General features: G+C 37.1%; 15 protein-coding genes. 13 read left to right on the top strand and 2 right to left on the bottom strand.

The window, feature by feature from the left end:
• The first annotated feature begins 19 nt into the window (after positions 1-19).
• The 4 genes from O0931_RS16435 (at position 20) to O0931_RS16420 (ending at position 5,293) form a co-directional block, all read left to right on the top strand.
• Complete coding sequence (locus tag O0931_RS16435) at positions 20-379, top strand: four helix bundle protein (protein WP_269416567.1); 360 nt, start codon at positions 20-22, stop codon at positions 377-379.
• A gap of 62 nt (positions 380-441) precedes the next feature.
• Entirely contained in the window at positions 442-1,275 is an 834-nt protein-coding gene (locus tag O0931_RS16430; RefSeq protein ID WP_269416566.1) for a DUF1365 domain-containing protein, read from the top strand.
• A 12-nt stretch (positions 1,276-1,287) separates the two neighbouring features.
• Positions 1,288-2,526: an SAM-dependent methyltransferase gene (locus tag O0931_RS16425; protein WP_269416565.1), complete on the top strand. Its 1,239-nt coding sequence runs from the start codon at positions 1,288-1,290 to the stop codon at positions 2,524-2,526.
• Between the two features lie 337 nt (positions 2,527-2,863).
• Positions 2,864-5,293 carry a TonB-dependent receptor domain-containing protein gene (locus O0931_RS16420; RefSeq protein WP_269416564.1) on the top strand — a complete coding sequence of 810 codons (2,430 nt, stop codon included), beginning with the start codon at positions 2,864-2,866 and terminating at the stop codon, positions 5,291-5,293.
• Positions 5,294-5,452: 159 nt separating this feature from the next.
• Here O0931_RS16420 and O0931_RS16415 read toward each other — a convergent pair whose 3' ends face one another.
• Entirely contained in the window at positions 5,453-6,922 is a 1,470-nt protein-coding gene (locus O0931_RS16415; RefSeq protein WP_269416563.1) for an ABC transporter substrate-binding protein, read from the bottom strand.
• A 211-nt stretch (positions 6,923-7,133) separates the two neighbouring features.
• Between O0931_RS16415 and O0931_RS16410 the strand changes: the two genes are divergently transcribed.
• The gene (locus O0931_RS16410) at positions 7,134-7,586 is read left to right on the top strand and encodes a substrate-binding domain-containing protein (protein WP_269416562.1); all 453 of its coding nucleotides are present in this window, start codon (positions 7,134-7,136) and stop codon (positions 7,584-7,586) included.
• A gap of 331 nt (positions 7,587-7,917) precedes the next feature.
• Here O0931_RS16410 and O0931_RS16405 read toward each other — a convergent pair whose 3' ends face one another.
• On the bottom strand, positions 7,918-8,439 hold the full coding sequence (locus tag O0931_RS16405; protein ID WP_269416560.1) for an NADPH-dependent FMN reductase: 522 nt from the start codon (positions 8,437-8,439) through the stop codon (positions 7,918-7,920).
• A gap of 181 nt (positions 8,440-8,620) precedes the next feature.
• Between O0931_RS16405 and O0931_RS16400 the strand changes: the two genes are divergently transcribed.
• From O0931_RS16400 to O0931_RS16365, 8 genes are all read left to right on the top strand, one after another.
• On the top strand, positions 8,621-9,424 hold the full coding sequence (locus tag O0931_RS16400; RefSeq protein WP_056870038.1) for a ParA family protein: 804 nt from the start codon (positions 8,621-8,623) through the stop codon (positions 9,422-9,424).
• Between the two features lie 7 nt (positions 9,425-9,431).
• Entirely contained in the window at positions 9,432-10,340 is a 909-nt protein-coding gene (locus tag O0931_RS16395) for a ParB/RepB/Spo0J family partition protein (protein ID WP_269416559.1), read from the top strand.
• A complete protein-coding gene (locus O0931_RS16390; RefSeq protein ID WP_269416558.1) occupies positions 10,340-11,080 on the top strand; it encodes a DUF5683 domain-containing protein in 741 nt (246 codons plus the stop codon). The genes O0931_RS16395 and O0931_RS16390 overlap by 1 nt, the downstream gene beginning before the upstream one ends.
• A 44-nt stretch (positions 11,081-11,124) precedes the next feature.
• A complete protein-coding gene (gene dapB / locus O0931_RS16385; RefSeq protein WP_269416557.1) occupies positions 11,125-11,859 on the top strand; it encodes a 4-hydroxy-tetrahydrodipicolinate reductase in 735 nt (244 codons plus the stop codon).
• Positions 11,860-12,004: 145 nt separating this feature from the next.
• Entirely contained in the window at positions 12,005-13,201 is a 1,197-nt protein-coding gene (lepB, locus tag O0931_RS16380; RefSeq protein WP_269416556.1) for a signal peptidase I, read from the top strand.
• A gap of 140 nt (positions 13,202-13,341) precedes the next feature.
• The gene (locus tag O0931_RS16375; RefSeq protein WP_269416555.1) at positions 13,342-14,529 is read left to right on the top strand and encodes an ROK family protein; all 1,188 of its coding nucleotides are present in this window, start codon (positions 13,342-13,344) and stop codon (positions 14,527-14,529) included.
• A 107-nt stretch (positions 14,530-14,636) separates the two neighbouring features.
• Complete coding sequence (locus tag O0931_RS16370; protein WP_269416554.1) at positions 14,637-17,903, top strand: SusC/RagA family TonB-linked outer membrane protein; 3,267 nt, start codon at positions 14,637-14,639, stop codon at positions 17,901-17,903.
• Positions 17,904-17,924: 21 nt separating this feature from the next.
• Positions 17,925-19,520, top strand: a complete 1,596-nt coding sequence (locus O0931_RS16365; RefSeq protein WP_269416553.1) for a SusD/RagB family nutrient-binding outer membrane lipoprotein — start codon at positions 17,925-17,927, stop codon at positions 19,518-19,520.
• Positions 19,521-19,705: the final 185 nt, after the last annotated feature.

Below are 19,705 nucleotides of genomic sequence, written 5' to 3'. Positions count from 1 at the left end.
TGAATTTAATTTTTTTAAGATGAACGAAAAAACAACTCAACTATTAGAACGAACATTTCGCTTTGTCGTTGATGTTTTAAAATTTTTAAGCACACTTCCATATAATTTTATCTATAAGGTGCCAATGTTGCAGTTAAGTAGGTGTTCAACATCTATTGGAGCTAATTATGAAGAGGCGCAGGGTGCGGGGAGTAAAAGAGATTTCAGCTATAAAATTGGGATTTCTTATCGCGAAGCCAGAGAAAGCGTTTATTGGTTGAGAACATTGAATGCGCTTTACACTGACGAAAAATACCGGTCTGATTTCCAAAAATTTACGGAGGAAGCAATTGAACTAAAAAAAATATTTACCTCCATAAAAATATCATCCCGTAAATAGAATATGAAAAATTTGTTTTAGCGAACTAGGCTCCATCATCCATTATCCATCTTACATTTTACATGAATATTCCATCATCCATTCCACATCTTACATCTTGCATCTATACCGCTAAAGTAATGCATAACCGGCTTGCGCCGAAAAAGCACTCATTTTGGTATAATGTATACATGTTTTATATCGATTTGGATGAAATAGATTTGCTGGCAAAAAAGTTGAAATGGTTTAGCAGGGATAAGTTTAACTTGTTCTCTTTCAGAGATGCGGAGCATTTGCAATTGCCAAAAGAAAACCCGGATAAAACAAAAAATACACGCGAACATTTAGGGCTTTACCTCAAGGAAAATGGTATCGACGATTCAAATTTAAAAATCAAACTCCTCACCAACCTGAATGTTTTGGGCTATAATTTCAATCCGGTTTCTTTTTATTTCTGTTTTGACGGAAATGAAAATCCGGTTTGCTGCGTAGCCGAAATCAGCAATACCTATCGCGAAATGAAGCTTTTCTTTTTCGGAAAAGAAGAATTGGGTGGCGATACCTTTAAAAAAATTACCACGAAATATTTTTATGTATCACCTTTTATCGATCACGACGATTTTTTTGATTTCAGTTTGAAAGTTCCTTCCGAAAAACTGGATATTAAAATTGATGACCTGGATAAACATGGAAATAAATTTTTTATCAGTACTTTGAAAGGCGAAAAAAGGCCATTAACAAATGCAAATATGTTAAAATACTTTCTGTCTATTCCACTTATCCCTTTGCAGATAATGGGTATGATTCATTGGCAGGCTTTTAAATTGTGGCTAAAAAAAATACCTTTTCATCCGAAAGCCGAAAACCCTGAACTCCAACGTAACGTATATAAACCATATAAACCTCAAACTAAATAGATATTAAAGATTATGAATACGCTTGTCGCTACTAAAACATCAGCAGGTTTTTTTGAAAAGATTGTACTGAAAGCACTTTCGAAAATGACATTAGGCAAATTGGAACTTTCATTGCCAAATGGCGAAACTTTGACTTTTGGAAATAGTGAAGACAAAATTTCGGCAAATATTCAAGTAAATCATCCTGATTTTTTTAAGTCGCTCGCTTTATATGGCGATATTGGCTTTGGCGAGGGTTATACATCGGGGTTATGGGATACATCTAACATTACCAACGTTATTAAATGGGTAATTTTAAATATCGAGCATGCACCATCTGTTACCGGAAGCAAGGCAAAATCAATTGCCCTTAATTTATTTAAATTTGTAAACAAGTTAAGCCATGTTCGCCGGGCAAATACGCTTGCTGGTTCGCAGAAAAATATAGCTGAACATTACGATTTAAACAACGATTTCTTCGCTACTTTTCTGGATAAAACAATGACTTATTCAAGCGGATATTTTTTGAATGAGGATGTGGGCTTAGAAGATGCCCAATATGCTAAATACGACAGATTAGCCAGGCAACTTAAAATTAAACCAACCGACCATGTGCTGGAAATTGGCAGCGGTTGGGGCGGAAACGCGATCTTTTTAGCGAAGAATTATGGCTGCAGAGTAACTTCAGTTACCATTTCTAAGGAGCAGCAAAAACTGGCTGTTGAACGAGTAAAGGAAGAAAATTTAGAAGACAAGGTTTCCATTATTATTCAGGATTACAGAAATATTGAAGGAACTTTTGATAAAATCGTTTCTATCGAAATGCTTGAAGCTGTTGGTCACCAATTTCTGGAAATTTATTTTGAGAAATGCCAGTCCTTATTAAAACCTGATGGTATTTTCGCTTTCCAGGTGATTACCTCGCCTGATAGCAGGTATGATAAGTTAAGAAATGGGGTAGACTGGATTCAGAAACATATCTTCCCGGGTTCCCTTTTGCCATCAGTTGCCGCTATTAATAAAGCAATTAATAAAACCGGCGATTTAACCATGGTTGATTTAAAGGATATGGGTTTAGACTATGCCAGAACGCTTCATCTTTGGTTTATAGAATTCAACAAGCATCTGGACAAAGTTAGCGCCCTGGGTTTTGATGAAACTTTTATCCGCAAATGGAATTATTACTTAAATTATTGTGAAGCGGCTTTCGCCATGCGTAACATTAATGTTATGCAACTGGTTTACACCAGACCAAACAATACGAATAGGTAATTAAGTAAGATGTAATCAGGTAAGATGGATGATGGAATTATCATTGTTCATGAAATACGGAGGTGGATAATGGTCGAAAGGTCTGTTATCCATTTTTTATTTACACTCCTTTTTATGCCCATCATCCATTTTCCATTATCCATCTTCCATCATCCATTTTCCATCTCCATCTCCCATTTTCCCTCCTACATTTTCCATAACTCATCCTGTTACATCATTTTTACCGGAAAAAGTTGCACCTTTGCCGACCAAACTAACCAGGTCGCGTAAAAACTATTCTTCTGCATTGTAACAAAATGCAACTTGCGCAGACTAATTACTAAAGACTATTATTAACATGAAACGAATTCTACTATTAACCTTTATCCTCGGAATATTTTTCAATGCTCGTGCACAATTCGGAATGGGTGGCGCTCAAAAAACAACTGTCGCAGGTCGTATCAGCATTACTGTTTTAGATTCAGTAAGTAAGAAACCAATAGACTATGCAACAATATCACTATTAAAAGTTAAGGACAATAAATCTGTGAATGGCGGCGTAACAGACGAAAAAGGAAAGTTGACCTTACAAAATATTGCGCCTGATGCTTATAAACTGATGATTGGTTTTATGGGTTACAAAACCAAATCGATTTTAGTTACCACAACGCCTGCAAAGCCAGATTTTAATTTGGGAAACGTTGTTATTTCATCAACAGAAAATAATCTGGCTGATGTGCAAATTACAGGTACTAAAGCGATTATCGAAAATAAAATCGACAGAATGGTTTACAATGCAGAGGCCGATGGAACAAATGCAGGTGGCGATGCAACAGATGTAATGCGTAAAGTACCCATGCTTTCCGTTGATGCTACCGGAAACATTCAACTTCGTGGCGGTGCCGTTCGTGTTTTAATTAATGGCAAGCCTTCGGGTACAATGGCAAGCAGTGTTGCCGATGCATTAAAAATGATCCCCGCAGAGCAAATCAAAACGGTAGAAGTTATCACTAGTCCTTCAGCAAAATATGATGCCGAAGGTTCGGGTGGTATTATCAATATTATTACCAAAAAATCGAATGCTCAAGGTGTAAGCGGTTCGGTAAATGCTGCAGCAGGAACGCGTCAGAATAATGGTTCATTTAATTTAACCGCTAAAACAGGGCGATTAAGCGTAAATACAAGTTTAGGTACGAATTTAGCCTATGCACAAAGATCACAAACTGAATTTATTACGAATACAACTTATTTAAATGGAACCACAAACAATATCTCACAAAGTGGATTTTCTAAGTGGAGCCGCAACGGATATAATGGTAGTGTCGGTTTAGATTACGATTTTAATGCGTATAACAACATCAGCACGACTGCAAAATTTAATAGTTTTTCAAATGGCGGACCAAGTGAAACCAATTATTTAATTAATAACCTGGCGGCGTCTAACATCGGAGATATGGACATGACCTTCAGAAACTTAGACTGGAATGTTGATTACCGGAAAACCAGTAAAAAAGAAGGCGAGGAGTTCTCCATATCTGCACAGTTATCAACGGGTCGTACGCCAACAAGTTTTAGCAATTTGCTTACCTCGGCTGTATACCCATCAGGTTTACTAACCAATAGTAACAACACCGGTAAAAACAATGAATATACTTTTCAAACAGATTATACTTATCCGTTTAATAAAAAAACAACTTTAGAAGTTGGTGCAAAAGCTATATTACGCGATATACAAAGTCAGTTTGATAATACCGCTCAGGATTTCGAATACAACCAAAACGTTGGTGCAGCATATGGTGTTATCAGTTTTGATTTAACAAAAAAATTAAAATTTAAAGGTGGTTTGAGGGCTGAATATACCCGAATAGATTTTAACACACAAAGTAGTGGGATTCAGAAAAATGATTATTTAAACTTATTTCCAAGCGCAATCATATCACAAAGTTTAAAAGGTGGTGCTACTTTAAAGCTTAGCTACAACCGTCGTGTGCAACGACCTTCGCAATCTTACTTAAATCCTTTCCGTAATGAGAGCGACCAGTTTAACATTATGCAGGGTAATCCTCAGTTGAATCCTGAGCTAAGTGATAATTTAGAATTAGGCTACAGCACTTTTATCAAAGGCTCGATAATAAACGCATCAATATTTTATCGCCGTACCAGCGATGTAATCGAAAATTCGATTTCGCCCATATCGGAAAATGGTGTGAACAAAACCTTAACTTCTTATATAAACGTGGGTACTGCACCGGTTTATGGATTTAATGTTTTTGCATCTTACAATCCTAAACCAAAATGGACCCTAATGACCAACTTTGCAGGAAATACATATTCGGTAACCAATAATATAACCAATGTTAATACAGGTACCTTTTTTAACTTCAACTGGTTTGTACGTTCGGCATACGGTTTTGGTAAGGGGTATAATTTTGAGTTATTTAACGTAATTACATCGAAAAGACGTACTTATCAGGGTGTTACTGATCCGTTTTATATTTATGGTGCATCCATCAAGAAGGAAATCTTTAAAAAGAAAGGCAGCATCGGATTAGGCACATTGAATCCTTTTACAAGAGATTTGCATATTAAAACAATTAATAATGCCGTGAATCAAACAGGTACAATTTACCAGAGCCAAAACATTTACTACCCTTTGCGTAATTATACCTTAAACTTTAGCTATACTTTTGGTAAACTTAAATTTACAGAGAAAAAGAAAATTAAAAACGACGATATTAAACAAGATCAGCAACAACAAGGTGGTGGCATGGGCGGCGTTCAACAATAATTTGTCAAACCCAATCTAATATAAAATCAAAGTGGCTGCTTGTAAAGCAATTCACTTTTGAATGTTGTCATGTTGAGCCTGTCGAAACGCTTAAAATTCAGTTTTTATACGTCCTTCGACAGGCTCAGGATGACATGTTTATTATTAGCAGACTCTTTTTTATTTCTTTTTTATCCGTTTCAAAATCATTAAACTCAAGGGATTCATTGGGTAACCGCTGATGTTATTTTGTAACATTACAACCGATTGATCATAAAAAACAGGAACCACAGGAGAATAATCCATTACCATTTGGTCCATTTGCTGATATAGTTTAAAGCGCTTTTCGTTATCAGGCTCGTAGTAACTTTCTTCGAATAATTTATCAAAAGCCTTGTTGTAAAAAGCGGTATAATTAGGTCCGTACGGCACTTTATTTTTAGAATAAAACATCGACAGGTAATTTTCGCCATCGGCATAATCTGCAATCCAGCTTCCTCGGAAAAAGTTTACATTGTTTTTAGACATCAGGTCTCTCAAACTCGCACTCGGACTTACATCAATTTTGGTTTTGATGCCAATAGCACTTAACTCACCCTGAATAAACTCGATTAAATCTTTATAAGTTGTGGTTGTATTTAAAGTAATTTCCGATAAGCCTTTGCCCTCAGGGAAGCCCGCTTCACTTAATAATTTAGCAGCCAGCTTTGGGTTGTAGTGGTAACCATGTACGGCAGCACTATCAAAACCGGGCATCCCCTTTGGAATAAAACCAGAGGTTGCCGGAATGCCAATACCGTTCCTCAAATATTTAATCAGCTTTTCCCTGTCGATGGAATAATTTATGGCCTGTCTGATTTTTTTAAATCGAAGTGGAGAATTTTTAACAATGTCTAACGTTGTGTCGACCAGAATACCAACATATTCGGTGCACAAATACGGGCCTTTTCTGAGTGTAAATTTCCCTTTATATTTAGAAGTCATATTACCGCTTTTCGTCAAAATATCATCCCGGTAACTACCATCAACACTGTAATAAAAATCTAAATCCTTTTTTAAGAAGCTCATAAAGCCACTTTGTTTATCCGTAATAAATGAAGCTTTTAAAGCGTCGATATAGGGTAGCTGATTGCCATTAGAATCCTTTTCCCAATAATGATCATTTTTTAGAAGCACTAAAATTTCGCCTTCCTTCCAGTATTTAAATTTAAAAGGACCTGTACCAACCGGATGACTTCTAAAATCTTTTCCATAATGTTCAACAACTTCTTTTGGTACTACAGAACAGTATTGCGAAGTAAGGAGGCTCATAAAAGGCGGAAAAGGGCGAACCAGCTTTATTTGAAAAGTTGAATCGTTCAGGGCAATGAAATTTTTCTCGTCTTTTACCTTATCACTAAAAATCCAACCGCCGGAGGAGGCAACCTTTGGATCAATTAATCGATAAAAACTATAGGCAAAATCACTGGCTGTAACTTTTCGGCCTTTACCATTTTTAAAAATCGGGTCGTCCTGAAAGTAAACATCATTGCGAAGATTAAATGTGTAAGTTAAAGCATCTTCCGAAATCTGCCAGGTTTTAGCAATGCAGGGAACGGTTTGCAAAGTCGAATCGATTTGGACCAAACCATTGAAAATCTGATTGGTCATCCATATTGCATTCTGATTGCGGGCAAATGCCGGATCTAAGGAGGTTAGGCCCTGGTCTAAGTTTATATTAAAGACTTTCTTGTTTTTGTCATCCGTAGTTCCGTTGCATGAAATGAAAATAATAAAGCAAAAAAACCAAAATATATAGTGAAATGAGCCTCGCATGCGGTAAGGAATGTTATTTTTGCACAAATTAATAAATTTAATGCAGATGTCTTTTTTAAACGATTTATTTATTGGCCTCGATGCCACAAGGCAAGAAGATTTACAGGAACGTTTAGATATTGTAGAGCATAAAATTAAGTTTATGGATAAGATGCCGGTTGCTTTGCTCGATGTAAATAATAGTCCAGGTTATTTTTTAGCAGAAGAGCTAACACTGGCAGGCGGAATGTTGGAATCCGATATTTTTAACGCAGCATTTATCATTTACTACCATCCCGGAAAAACGTTAACCGATTTAATGCGTGAGGTTCCTTCGGTATTAAATCCAGATTGGCCAGCCGTTAAAAATAATCGGATTATTCTTTTAAACGATGATGTGAACCGCCAGCGTGCTGCGGAAAATGTTATTTCTTTAATCGAAGATATGGCAGAGATGATTCACCCCGGCTCATTTATTTTTGGTCACGAAGGTGATAAATGGATTCGGTTTGGCGCTTAAAAAGCTTAAAGCAGAAAGACCAAAGCGACACCAACTCCCCGGTCTGTGTCTTCACAGACCGGAATTATATAAAAAGATGTCATAACCCAGTATGCATTTAAATCTGCGTGAACCTGCAAAATATTCGGGCAAACAGATATTTGCCTAATAAACGAGACTGTCTCATAAATACGAAATGTCATCTTGAGCCTGTCGAAAGACTTACACAAGCTGCCTTTTGAGGCGTTTCGACAAGCTCAACGAGACAATATCCAAAGATAAATTGATTTATGAAATAGCCTCATGGAATCAGATTGGAATTAAAATCCCAAAATCCTGTTCCAATCCTGGTTTAGAAATGAATAAACTTATCTATCTGTTCACTCGTAAACTTGATGGTATCTTCTTTTATCAAATTCCCATCGGTATCCAACTCTGTTTTAATGTTTGGAATATGCAGGCGTAAAGGCAAAACGTTTAAATGGATATAATGGCAAACACCAGTAAAATGATCCACGCCGCGAATATTGCCATACTTGCCGGATGAAATGCCAACCAAAGCCGCTTTTTTATCGTAAAAACTTTCGGGAAAGTTACAAGCATCAATAAGTACTTTTAACACACCCGGATAACTCCCGTTGTATTCGGGCATGATAAAGATAAATTTATCCGTAGTTAAAATTAAATCCTGAATTTTCTGAAAAGCTTCCGACCGTTTACCATACATGTCGGTATTCAAAACATCGGCAGGTAAATGCTCCAGGCTGAGTAAGTTAGATTCTACACCCTTGATTTTAAGTTGTTGCCGGTAATATGCGGCAACTTTTAACGTATTGCTATTGGGTCTGTTCGTGGCAGCTATAATCGTAATCATGGGCAAATTGTTAATAAGATGTTTAAAACGCGAATGCCCTAATTGCTAAAATTACCATATAGTTTGTATCTTAGCTGATTGAGAAAAAGGGCGTAAACAGCGCAAAAATAGAACTTTTAATCGATTAAAAGGCATAAAATAACCTTGCTAAATAAGCGTTAAGTAAATTTCTGATATATAGATGAGCAAAATTATTGCATTAGCAAATCAAAAAGGTGGTGTTGGTAAAACAACCTCATCAATAAACCTGGCTGCGAGTTTAGCCGTGCTGGAATATAAAACATTATTGGTAGATGCTGATCCTCAGGCAAATTCAACGTCAGGTATTGGTTTCGACCCAAGAAATATAAAAGATAGTATTTATGAATGTATCATTAACGATATCGATCCCCTACAGGCGATTCAAAAAACAGATACACCAAATTTAGATTTGCTGCCTGCACATATCGATTTGGTAGGTGCCGAAATTGAGATGATTAACCTGAACAACCGCGAATATAAAATGAAGGCTGTTCTGGAGAAAATCAAAGATCAGTACGACTTCATCATTATCGATTGTTCACCATCTTTGGGCTTAATTACCATCAACGCATTAACAGCTGCAGACTCTGTTATCATTCCGGTTCAATGTGAATACTTCGCGTTGGAAGGTTTAGGTAAATTGTTGAATACAATTAAAATTGTGCAGAACCGTTTAAATCCTGAATTAGAAATCGAAGGCATTTTATTGACCATGTACGATGTTCGTTTGCGCTTATCAAACCAGGTTGTGGAAGAAGTCAGAACGCATTTCCACGAGTTGGTTTTCGATACAATTATTCAGCGTAATACCAGGTTAAGCGAGGCGCCAAGTTATGGTGTATCCGTAATTATGCATGATGCAAATTGCAAGGGTGCCATCAATTACTTAAATCTTGCCCGCGAAATCGTTAAGAAAAACGGCTTATTGAAAGAAGAAGAAAATATTGATACAGCAACTTTATAAATTATAGATGACATCTTTTCAGCGAAAAACAGGTTTAGGAAGAGGGTTAAGTGCGCTTTTAGATGATAGCGAATCTGCTCATCCGCCGAAACAGCAGGTAAATGCGGTAAGTGAAACCGAGCAGATTGGTAACATCAGTCATGTAAGTTTAACTGAAGTTGAAACTAATCCATATCAACCCCGTACTGAGTTTGACCAGGTTGCCTTAAATGAACTTGCCGATTCCATTAAAGTTCAGGGTTTAATTCAGCCCATTACCGTTAGAAAAACCGGCGCCAATAAATACCAGTTAATCTCCGGTGAAAGAAGATTCAGGGCTTCAAAATTGGCCGGCTTAACACAGATTCCTGCTTATATCCGCAGTGCTAACGACCAGCAAATGCTGGAAATGGCACTAATCGAAAACATTCAGCGGGAAAACTTAAATGCAATTGAAGTTGCACTGAGTTTCCAGAGAATGATTGATGAAGTCGGTTTAAAACAAGAACAGTTAGGTGAACGGGTAGGGAAAAACCGCACCACGGTTACCAATTATTTACGTTTATTAAAACTTCCGCCTGCAATACAGGCATCCATTCGCGACCAAAGAATATCAATGGGGCATGCCCGTGCTTTAATTAATGTTGATGGTGTTGATAAGCAATTGTTTATACACCAGGAAATTTTAGAAAAAGGTTTATCCGTTCGTAAAGTGGAGGAATTGGTTCGCAACCTGCAGCATACACCCCTTAAAATTGAAGATAAACCAAAAGCAAAAGGTGTATCTTTTCAATATCAAAAACTGCAAGATGATTTAGCGTCAAAATTTGCAACTCGTGTAAAGTTAAAAGTTACTCAAAACGGTAAAGGTGCAATAGAAATTCCTTTTGTAAGTGACGACGACTTAAACAGAATTTTAGAGTTATTAGATTGGTAATGCTAAAGGCGACACATTTAACACTATTTTTAGTATTTACATTTTTATTTGTAAATCTGGCATCTGCGCAGGTTAAGGATACTGTTTTAAAGCCTTTAGATACAACCCGGGCAATCCCACAAAAAGCCGTTAAAATCGATTCTTCTTCCAGAAGACAAGATACAGCGAAAGTAAAATATATTAACCCTGGTAAAATTGCCGGTCGGAAAGCCATTTTTAAATCTTTAATTATTCCGGGTTGGGGCCAGCTGTATAACAATCAGTTGTTACGAGATAAGCTTAATGCACGTGGCGAAAAAACAGGGCATTTCTGGCAGAAAACATATACCTTAGGTAAGGTTGGTCTTATTTATGGCGGATTTACTTTGCTCACGATATCTTATATCGATAATCGAAACAGCTATAAGATTTTTTTAAAGGAGGCCCAGGTTAGGGCATTTAACAGGCTGGAGACAGACCCAACGAAGAAACAACCTGTAAATCCTGATCTTGTCAGATATGGAGATACCAACGTTACTGAAGCTCAGGCGATTTTCAAAAGAAATACACAGATTGTTATTTTCTCCTACTTTGCCGTTTATGCCGTACAGGTTATCGATGCGTATGTTGCTGCAAGGTTAAATTTCTTTAACATAGATGATTCTGTTGCATTGAAAGTAACGCCATCTTTAATGAGCAATCCGAATTCGATGTATGGTTTTAATACCATGCCGGCTTTAAAAGTCTCGTTAAGATTTTAATACATAAAAATAAACCTCATCACAATTAAAACAAATTTAAATAGATGAAAATTGCGCTTTTAGGATATGGTAAAATGGGGCAGATTATCGAAAAATTTGCATTGGAACGTGGCCACGAAATCGTTTTAAAAATATCAATTGATAATCAGGACGATTTAACACGTCAAAATCTGAAAGCTGCAGATGTAGCGATTGATTTTAGTACACCGGATTCGGTTTTGAAAAATATTTACACCTGTTTTGATGCCAATGTACCGGTAGTGGTTGGCACAACAGGTTGGTACGGCAAATTACAGGAAGTTAAAAATGAATGCAACAGCAGTAACAATACCTTGTTGTATGGGTCTAACTTTAGTATCGGCGTTAATTTATTTTTTAAGCTAAACCAAACTTTAGCCAAGCTGATGAATAATTATCCGGCTTATGAAGTTCAGGTGGAAGAGATTCACCATACGCAAAAGCTCGATGCACCAAGCGGTACGGCGATTACAATTGCGGAAGGTATTGTTGATAACCTGGATAGAAAATCGGAATGGTTAAATGAAGTGGTTGGCACGAACGTAGAATTATTTCCAAAGCCGGAGCAGTTGCTGATTGAGTCGCACCGGATTGAAAATATACCCGGAACGCACACGGTAATTTACAGCAGTGAGGTTGATGAAATTGAGATTAAACATACCGCACATAGCAGGGCAGGCTTTGCGCTTGGCGCAGTTGTAGCTGCCGAATGGCTTGAAAATAAAAAAGGATTCTTCAGTATTACTGATATATTTGAGTAAAGCTAAAAGACTAAAGCGGAAGATCTAAATTAGGAATAAGTTAAATCGGTGGAATCACCTAATCAGTGTAATCATACCGAAGGAAAAAATCAGATAACAGTTAACCGGTTTGCATAATTAAGCCGTTAACCAACTAAACATAAATATGAATTATAAATTCTGGCAGAAAAAAAAGGATGCCAATAAAAAGAAAAAAACTAAAACCCGCGAATGGGTGGATGCGATTGTTTTTGCCGTAATTGCAGCAACCATAATCAGGGTGTTTTTTATCGAAGCTTACACCATTCCTTCAGGTTCAATGGAGCGTTCGTTGTTAATAGGTGATTTTCTTTTTGTAAGTAAGGTAAATTATGGTGCCCGTATCCCGATGACACCGGTTGCCTTCCCTTTCGCACACCATACCATGCCCTTAACGACATCAACAAAAGCGTATTGGGATGGCGTTCAATGGAAATATCGCCGTTTGCCGGGCTTATCCGATGTTAAAAGAAACGATGTGGTGGTATTTAACTTTCCTGAAGGTGATACCGTAGCAGTAGAAAATCAGGTGCCAAGTTATTATGATTTGGTCAGGCAGTATGGCAGGGCATCTGTTCACAGCCAGTTTACGATAACCAGCAGACCGGTTGATAAACGCGAAAACTTTATTAAACGCTGTATTGGCATCGCCGGCGATGTAATCAGCATGAAGAATGGTATCGCCAACGTAAACGGTAAGGATGAACCATTGAAAAGTACAGGTATGATGCCTTATCGGCTGGAGTTTAAAACAATGGATTTTAATTATTCGGCCCTTGACGAATTTAAATTAGACCTTGGCAATACACCTGCAGTAGCTACGAATACTTATGTGGTAAACATATCTCCTGAAATGGCCGACGAACTCAGGGCTTTAGATTTTGTTAAATCTGTAAATATGGATGCAGCTCCGGCCAGCGAAATTGAGACTGGCGGCTTGTTCCCGCATGATCCTAACCGGGTTTGGAACAGGGATAATTTCGGTCCGATAAAAATTCCGGCTAAAGGATGGACGGTTAAGATCGACAGCAATACCATGCCTTTATATTACAGGGCCATCAGAACCTATGAAGGTAATAAAGTTGAACAAAAAGGAAAAGACTGGTATATCAATGATAAAATCGCAACATCATATACTTTTAAAATGAATTATTACTGGATGATGGGCGATAACCGCCATAATTCTGCAGATTCACGTTACTGGGGCTTTGTGCCCGAAGACCATATCGTAGGTAAAGCCTTATTTATTTGGATGAGTTGGGATAGTGAAGCATCTTTCCTGCATAAAATACGCTGGAGCAGATTGCTGAAGGGAATTCATTAGAAATAATTAACAAACTGAAAAACGACTTACATCACGATGTAAGTCGTTTTTTTTTAGTTAGTTAATCTTTTTAATTTTTTTAAAAAGATTATAATTGTTTTATTTTTTTTTATTAAGTTTGTTTTAGAAACCAAATAAAAATGTCGGCTATAGTAAAAAAAAGTGAGCAGCTAAAAGCTGATGTTATAAAGCATTTATATTATAAGAAGGTATTATCCCTAACTGATTTAAGCAGGCTTACTCAAAAAAGCCTGCCATTAGTTACGTCTATTGTTAATGGATTAATAAAGGAAGGACAAGTTATTGAGCAGGGTTTTGCACCTTCAACAGGTGGCAGAAGGCCGGTCATGTTTCTTTTAAACCCGGATTATAAAAAATATACTGTTGCGGTAGCGATGGATCAATTTATTACCAGGCTTACAATTTATGATTTGTCCAATAAAAAGATTCTGCCGACGCAATTAGTTGATTTAAACATGTCTGCCGAAGGTAGTGCTGATTTATTAGTAAAATTTATCAACGAGTGTATAGCCAAATCTGATATAAATAGAGAAAATCTGTTAGGTGTTGGTATAGGGATGCCGGGATTTGTAAATGCAGAAAAAGGAATGAATTATTCTTTTATGCCAATTGAAGATGGGAATAGTCTTCAAGGTTATTTGTTCCGGAAATTGAATTTACCAGTCTTTTTAGATAACGATTCGAGTTTAATTGCATTGGCTGAACTTCATTTTGGTGAAGCGGCTGATTTAAAAGATGTTCTCGTATTAAATATTGGTTGGGGAACCGGTTTAGGCATGATTGTAAATGGAAACTTATATCGTGGTAGCAGTGGTTACGCAGGTGAATTCAGTCATATTCCTTTATCTAATTCTGATACACTATGTTCTTGTGGTAAAAGAGGGTGTCTTGAAGTTGAAACTTCATTACTGGTAATGGTAAATAAAGCGGAAGAGGCTGTAAATAAGGGTGAACCAACAATTATGACGGAGCTTTTTAAAGATAAGAATAAGCATCATGCAGATCATTTTCTTGATGCGGTTGTAAAACAGGATCCGGTAGCCATATCGATATTGTTTGATGCTGCATTTCAGATCGGTAAAGGCTTAGCGACTTTAATTCACATCATGAACCCGGAAAGAATTGTTTTAAGCGGGCGGGGTGCAAAAGCAGGTAAGATGCTTTTACCGCCAATACAACAGGCCATAAATAAGTTTTGTATACCCAGGATAGCAGAACAAACAAGTATAGTACTTTCTCAACTTGCAGAGCAGGCAGAACTTTTAGCAGCAGCAAGCCTGGTTGTAGAGCACAGTAATTTCGATTAGTCAAAAAAATAATTAACAAAAACATATAATTATGGAGAAATAAAAGACCTGAACTAAACATCACTTACTCAACAACTAATTAATAGATAACTACTAACAACAAAAAAATGAATAAAATTTACTTAAAGTGCTTAAGTACGTTATTGTTTACCTTAATAACAATAGCAACTTTCGCACAGAAAACTGTTACAGGAACAGTAAAGGATGCAACCGGCGTTGTGCCTGGTGTTAACGTTTCTGTGAAAGGGACAACTAAGGCAACACAAACCGACGGTAATGGAAAATTTTCTATTTCTGTTAACCCTAATGAGGTTTTGGTGTTTTCTGCCATTGGATTTACCAAGCAAGAGGTTGCGTATAGCGGGCAATCGACTTTTAATATTACACTTAAAGAGAACGCAAGTCAGCTGGACGAGGTCAATGTTGTAACGACTGCACTCGGTATTAAACGCCAGGAAAAATCGTTAGGTTATGCTGTAAGCACGGTAACGGCTAAGCAATTAACTGAAGGTGGTAATACAAATTTTGCATCTGCATTATATGGTAAAGCTGCGGGTGTAAAAATTACAACTGCTCCGGGTGGCGCAAGTAGCGCTGTAAATGTTCAGATTCGTGGTATCAACTCCATCAATTACAATCAACAACCACTTTATGTTGTTGATGGTGTGATGATTAGAAATGACGGACAAAATGGCGCTGCCGGCGCCAACAATAATAACTATTGGGATGACCAGCGTGTTAGAGGTAATGGTATTTTAGACATTAACCCGGCTGATATCGAAACCTTAACAATATTGAAAGGTGCAAGTGCATCTGCATTGTATGGTTCTGATGCGGCTAGCGGTGTGGTTGTTATTACAACCAAAAAAGGTTCTAAAAACAGAGGTTTAGGCGTCGACTTTAATTACCAGGGTTCGGTTGATAAAGTTGCGTTTCTTCCAAATTTTCAAAACACTTATGGTCCTGGGTACGATAGAGAAACAAACGTAGCGAATGGTGCTACGGAAGAAGGATGGATTCCTGATGCACAATCTCCAAGTGGTTTCAGACCATATTTCAGAGCTTATGCGAATTTTGGACCGAAAATGGAAGGCCAGCAAGTAAGGTGGTGGGATGGCTCAATCCGCTCTTATTCTCCTCAACCGGATAATTACAGAGATGTTTATCAAACCGGTTATACATCAAATGCTAACGTTGCAATTTCCAATCAAACGGAAGGCGTTAATTATCGTTTTTCAGCGTCTAGACTCGATTATAAAGGTACTCAGCCAGGAAATACAGGTACAAGAAATACGTTTAACTTAAACTCTACAATTAAGTTAGCGCCAAAGTTAACCGCTGATGTTATTGTAAGTTATGTAAATACCCTGACAAAAAACAGACCTTATCAGTTAGGTCAGGTATTAGGTTCTTTTGGTGGTTTCTTTAGCAGAGCGGAGGATATGGATTTAATGAAGCAGAAATACCAAACCAGTAACGGTTATAAATATGCTACTTTCGATCAAACAGCTCGTCCTGAACCGTTTATTTTTAATATCAGAGCAACAAATTTACTGGATTTTTACTGGCAGCAGCTTAAAAATAAATATGATGAAAACGAGAACAGGTTATTATCCAGTTTTACTTTAAACTATGATGTTGCCAAAAACTTAAAATTCAGAGGCCGTATTGGTAACGATTACACCAGTGCTAAAACGGAAAACCGTCAGTATACTGAAATTCCAAGTGCATTAAATGGCAATACAAGTACAGGTTCTTATACCACAACCCAGGGACAGTATTCAGTGTTGTATGGAGATGCATTATTAACGTATTCTAATAAAATAGGACAAGATTTTGCAGTTTCATTAAGTGGCGGTTACCAGGGCAGAAAAGAAACCTATAAGGATTTAAGATCGAATACAAGAGATGGACTGGTAACAGAGAATTTCTTCGCACTTTCAAACTCTTTCGGTATTGCAGAAACTTCAGAAGCGCGTAAAGAACAATTGAAATATGCTTATCTGGGTTTATTAAATTTGAGTTATAAGGATTTCTTATTCGTTGAAGGTACAGCCCGTCAGGAATATGTGTCAACTTTACCTCCGGGAAATAACCAGTATTCATACTATTCAGTAAATAGTGGTTTTGTATTCAGTGATTTGGTTAAGTTACCGTCATTCTGGACTTATGGTAAATTAAGAGCCTCTTATGGTGTTGTGGGTAACGCCCCTCCGATTTATGAAGCAAACGTTTCTTATACACAAAATTCATTACAAACCATTAATGGTTCTGTACCATCTATCGTTTCAGCAAGTGCTTATGGAAACTTAGGTTTAATGCCTGAGAAAAAACACGAAGCAGAGTTCGGTTTAGAAACTCGTTTTCTAAAAGGACGCCTGGGTTTAGATGTAAGTTATTATGATAACAAAATTAAAAACCAGATTTTACCACTTGATGTAACTTCCACGAATGGTGCAAAAAGTCAGATTGTAAATGTTGGTGAGATTGGTAACAGAGGTTTTGAAGTTGCGCTTAATGCGACCCCAATTGCAGGTAAATTCAGATGGGATACCAGATTGAACTTCTCTACAAACAAATCTAAAGTAAACTCATTAAAAGATGCGAACTCAGAAATAAACTTCTATTCTTCAGATCAGGCCACATCAAAAATTGTTGCAAGAGCAGGAGAAGAGTTGGGTAACATCTACATCCGTCCGCGTAAAACAGATGCCAATGGTAATTACTTAATCAATGATGATGGTTTTTACGTAATGGACAATACCGTTTATGTAAAAGCAGGTAACATTATGCCTAAAGCAGTTGGTGGTTTTTCAAATACATTAAGCTATGGTAATGTTGCTTTAGATTTTACGATTGATTATCGTTTAGGTGGTAAAATGATTGCGCCTAACCTTAAATACATGCGTGGTGCAGGTATGTTAGAAAATTCAATGGAATACAGAGATGCTGCCAATGGCGGAATTGCCTATACCGTTAATGGTAAAACTTATAATGATGGCGTAATATTACAGGGTGTAAATCAAACGACAGGTTTAACGAATACAAAAATTTTATCTGCAGCGGATTATTATTTAACAACTTATAACTGGGGTGAGGGTTCATTAACCGAAGGTGAAATTTTTGATAACAGCTATATTAAAATGCGGGAAATCACTTTAAGTTATAAAATTCCGGCATCGTTTACTAAAAAACTAAACATTACAAACTTAAGGTTTTCGTTAATTGGGCGTAATTTGTTCTACATCTATCGTACCCTTAAAGATTTAGATCCTGAAGCGCCACTTGGTAACAAATGGTGGTCGCAAGGTGTTGATGTAGGTTCTACAGCAGCATCAAGAAACTTTGGATTCTCTTTAAGCGCAAATTTTTAGCCAACTAACAAATAAAATATTATGAAAAAGTTAATCATAAAAGCCAGTTTTCTTTTACTGTCACTAACTGCTTTGGTTGGTTGTAAAAAAGAGGTAGATGATAAGTTTAACAACCCTGAAAAAGTCCTGGATCCAAATCTGCCGGGATTGTTTACCGGAATGTTAAACAATGATAGGGTAGCTCAAAAATACTGGAATGTTCGTACTTTCCTGACCCAAATGCCTGGTGTGTATGCACAAACGTCTTACATTTCAAATGGCAATACGGTTTATCAGCAAAGTGATGGTTATTCTCAACAATATTGGGATGATTTTTACAGCACTGGTGGAAATGGAAGCGGACCAATGGCGCTTTACCGGGTAATGGAAAGTAAATATAACTCGCTGTCGGCTGGAGAACAAACCAGTCAGAAAGTAATTATGCAGGCTGCAAAAGTTGTATTAATTGAACAAGCTGCAAAAATGGTCGATTTGTGGGGTGATATTCCTTATTCAGCAGCAGGAAGCTTGCCTACAAGCAGCACCATCACCAATCCTAAATACGATGAGCAAAAAGCATTATACACCTTGTTTATTTCAGATTTAGCTGCCGCGGCAACCTATTTTAAATCGGCTACAACAACAAGTGCATTTTCTAAAGCTGATATTCTTTTAAAAGGTGATGTTTCAAAATGGACACGTTATGCAAATTCATTAAGACTTAGGTTGTTAATGCGTATTTCAAAAACAGATGAAGCAACTGCTAAAACGGCTGTACTTGAAATGTTAAACAACCAGGCAAATTACCCTTTGGTAGACGGAGGAAACATTGCGCTTTACAGCCCTGCAAGTTCTGATGTTTTACTTTCTCCACTAACAAACAGTACAAGTGATTTACATGATGCATTTTTTGAAGGCGCATGGTATGCGACTGATTATATGTTAAATACCGTAATGGTACCCGCAAACGATCCGCGTATTCCTGTAATTTATGATAAATTCGGACGTACAGTAAGTGGTAAATTTGTTCAAAACGCTACATACAGAGCGATGCCAATTACCTTTACAACCGCGCAGCAAGAATCAAGTTTCGCTGATTATTCTGTTTTAGATTCTGCAACTTTTCTATATAATCAGAAGTTACCGGGAATTTTAATAACCGCAACAGAGGTAAATCTATTAAAGGCTGAGGCTTATGAAAGATGGGGAAGTACAACAGATGCAAAAACTGCTTATGATAATGCATTAAAGCAATCGGTTTCTTTTTACTATTATTTAAATAATCTAAACCAGGGTGGTGGGTTTAAAAATGAAGCTTTACCGGCAACATCGGTTACCGATGCATGGGTTAATTCTTCACCTGCTGCTTATTCAGGTTCATCTGCTGTGAAATTGCAAAAAATTGCAACGCAAAAATGGGCCCATTTCGGCGTCTTGCAATCGACAGAAGCCTGGTCAGAATATAGAAGAACAGGCTATCCTGTACTCACCTTCCCTACAAATGGTAAACTTGCAGGTTTTGAAACTCCGCCTAATCGTTTGCTTTATCCTGCAAAAGAGAAAACTTTAAATAGTGCAAATTATCAGGCTGTAGTGAGTAAAGATACCCGTACAGGCAAAATCTTCTGGATGCCCTAAATTATATCCATAAAATTTGATAAAGTATTATCCCGGCCAGCTTTGGCCGGGATTTTTTATAATTAAAGATGAAAACTGCTGGTTAGATATTAAAATCATGTAAGCTTCATTATCTTTAAGCTTCAATTAATACCATAATGAAAATAAAAATTTCCCTCATTTTTTGTTTTATTCTGTTCGCTTAT

The organism is Pedobacter rhodius (assembly GCF_027213645.1).
GTDB lineage: Bacteria > Bacteroidota > Bacteroidia > Sphingobacteriales > Sphingobacteriaceae > Pedobacter > Pedobacter rhodius.
This window is presented reverse-complemented; position numbering and strand designations above follow the sequence as displayed.

Coding starts and splice junctions, on each gene's coding strand:
- O0931_RS16435 (WP_269416567.1), top strand. CDS start 20: ATGAACGAAAAAACAACTCAACTATTAGAACGAACATTTCGCTTTGTC.
- O0931_RS16430 (WP_269416566.1), top strand. CDS start 442: ATGAATATTCCATCATCCATTCCACATCTTACATCTTGCATCTATACC.
- O0931_RS16425 (WP_269416565.1), top strand. CDS start 1,288: ATGAATACGCTTGTCGCTACTAAAACATCAGCAGGTTTTTTTGAAAAG.
- O0931_RS16420 (WP_269416564.1), top strand. CDS start 2,864: ATGAAACGAATTCTACTATTAACCTTTATCCTCGGAATATTTTTCAAT.
- O0931_RS16415 (WP_269416563.1), bottom strand. CDS start 6,922: ATGACCAATCAGATTTTCAATGGTTTGGTCCAAATCGATTCGACTTTG.
- O0931_RS16410 (WP_269416562.1), top strand. CDS start 7,134: ATGTCTTTTTTAAACGATTTATTTATTGGCCTCGATGCCACAAGGCAA.
- O0931_RS16405 (WP_269416560.1), bottom strand. CDS start 8,439: ATGATTACGATTATAGCTGCCACGAACAGACCCAATAGCAATACGTTA.
- O0931_RS16400 (WP_056870038.1), top strand. CDS start 8,621: ATGAGCAAAATTATTGCATTAGCAAATCAAAAAGGTGGTGTTGGTAAA.
- O0931_RS16395 (WP_269416559.1), top strand. CDS start 9,432: ATGACATCTTTTCAGCGAAAAACAGGTTTAGGAAGAGGGTTAAGTGCG.
- O0931_RS16390 (WP_269416558.1), top strand. CDS start 10,340: ATGCTAAAGGCGACACATTTAACACTATTTTTAGTATTTACATTTTTA.
- dapB (WP_269416557.1), top strand. CDS start 11,125: ATGAAAATTGCGCTTTTAGGATATGGTAAAATGGGGCAGATTATCGAA.
- lepB (WP_269416556.1), top strand. CDS start 12,005: ATGAATTATAAATTCTGGCAGAAAAAAAAGGATGCCAATAAAAAGAAA.
- O0931_RS16375 (WP_269416555.1), top strand. CDS start 13,342: ATGTCGGCTATAGTAAAAAAAAGTGAGCAGCTAAAAGCTGATGTTATA.
- O0931_RS16370 (WP_269416554.1), top strand. CDS start 14,637: ATGAATAAAATTTACTTAAAGTGCTTAAGTACGTTATTGTTTACCTTA.
- O0931_RS16365 (WP_269416553.1), top strand. CDS start 17,925: ATGAAAAAGTTAATCATAAAAGCCAGTTTTCTTTTACTGTCACTAACT.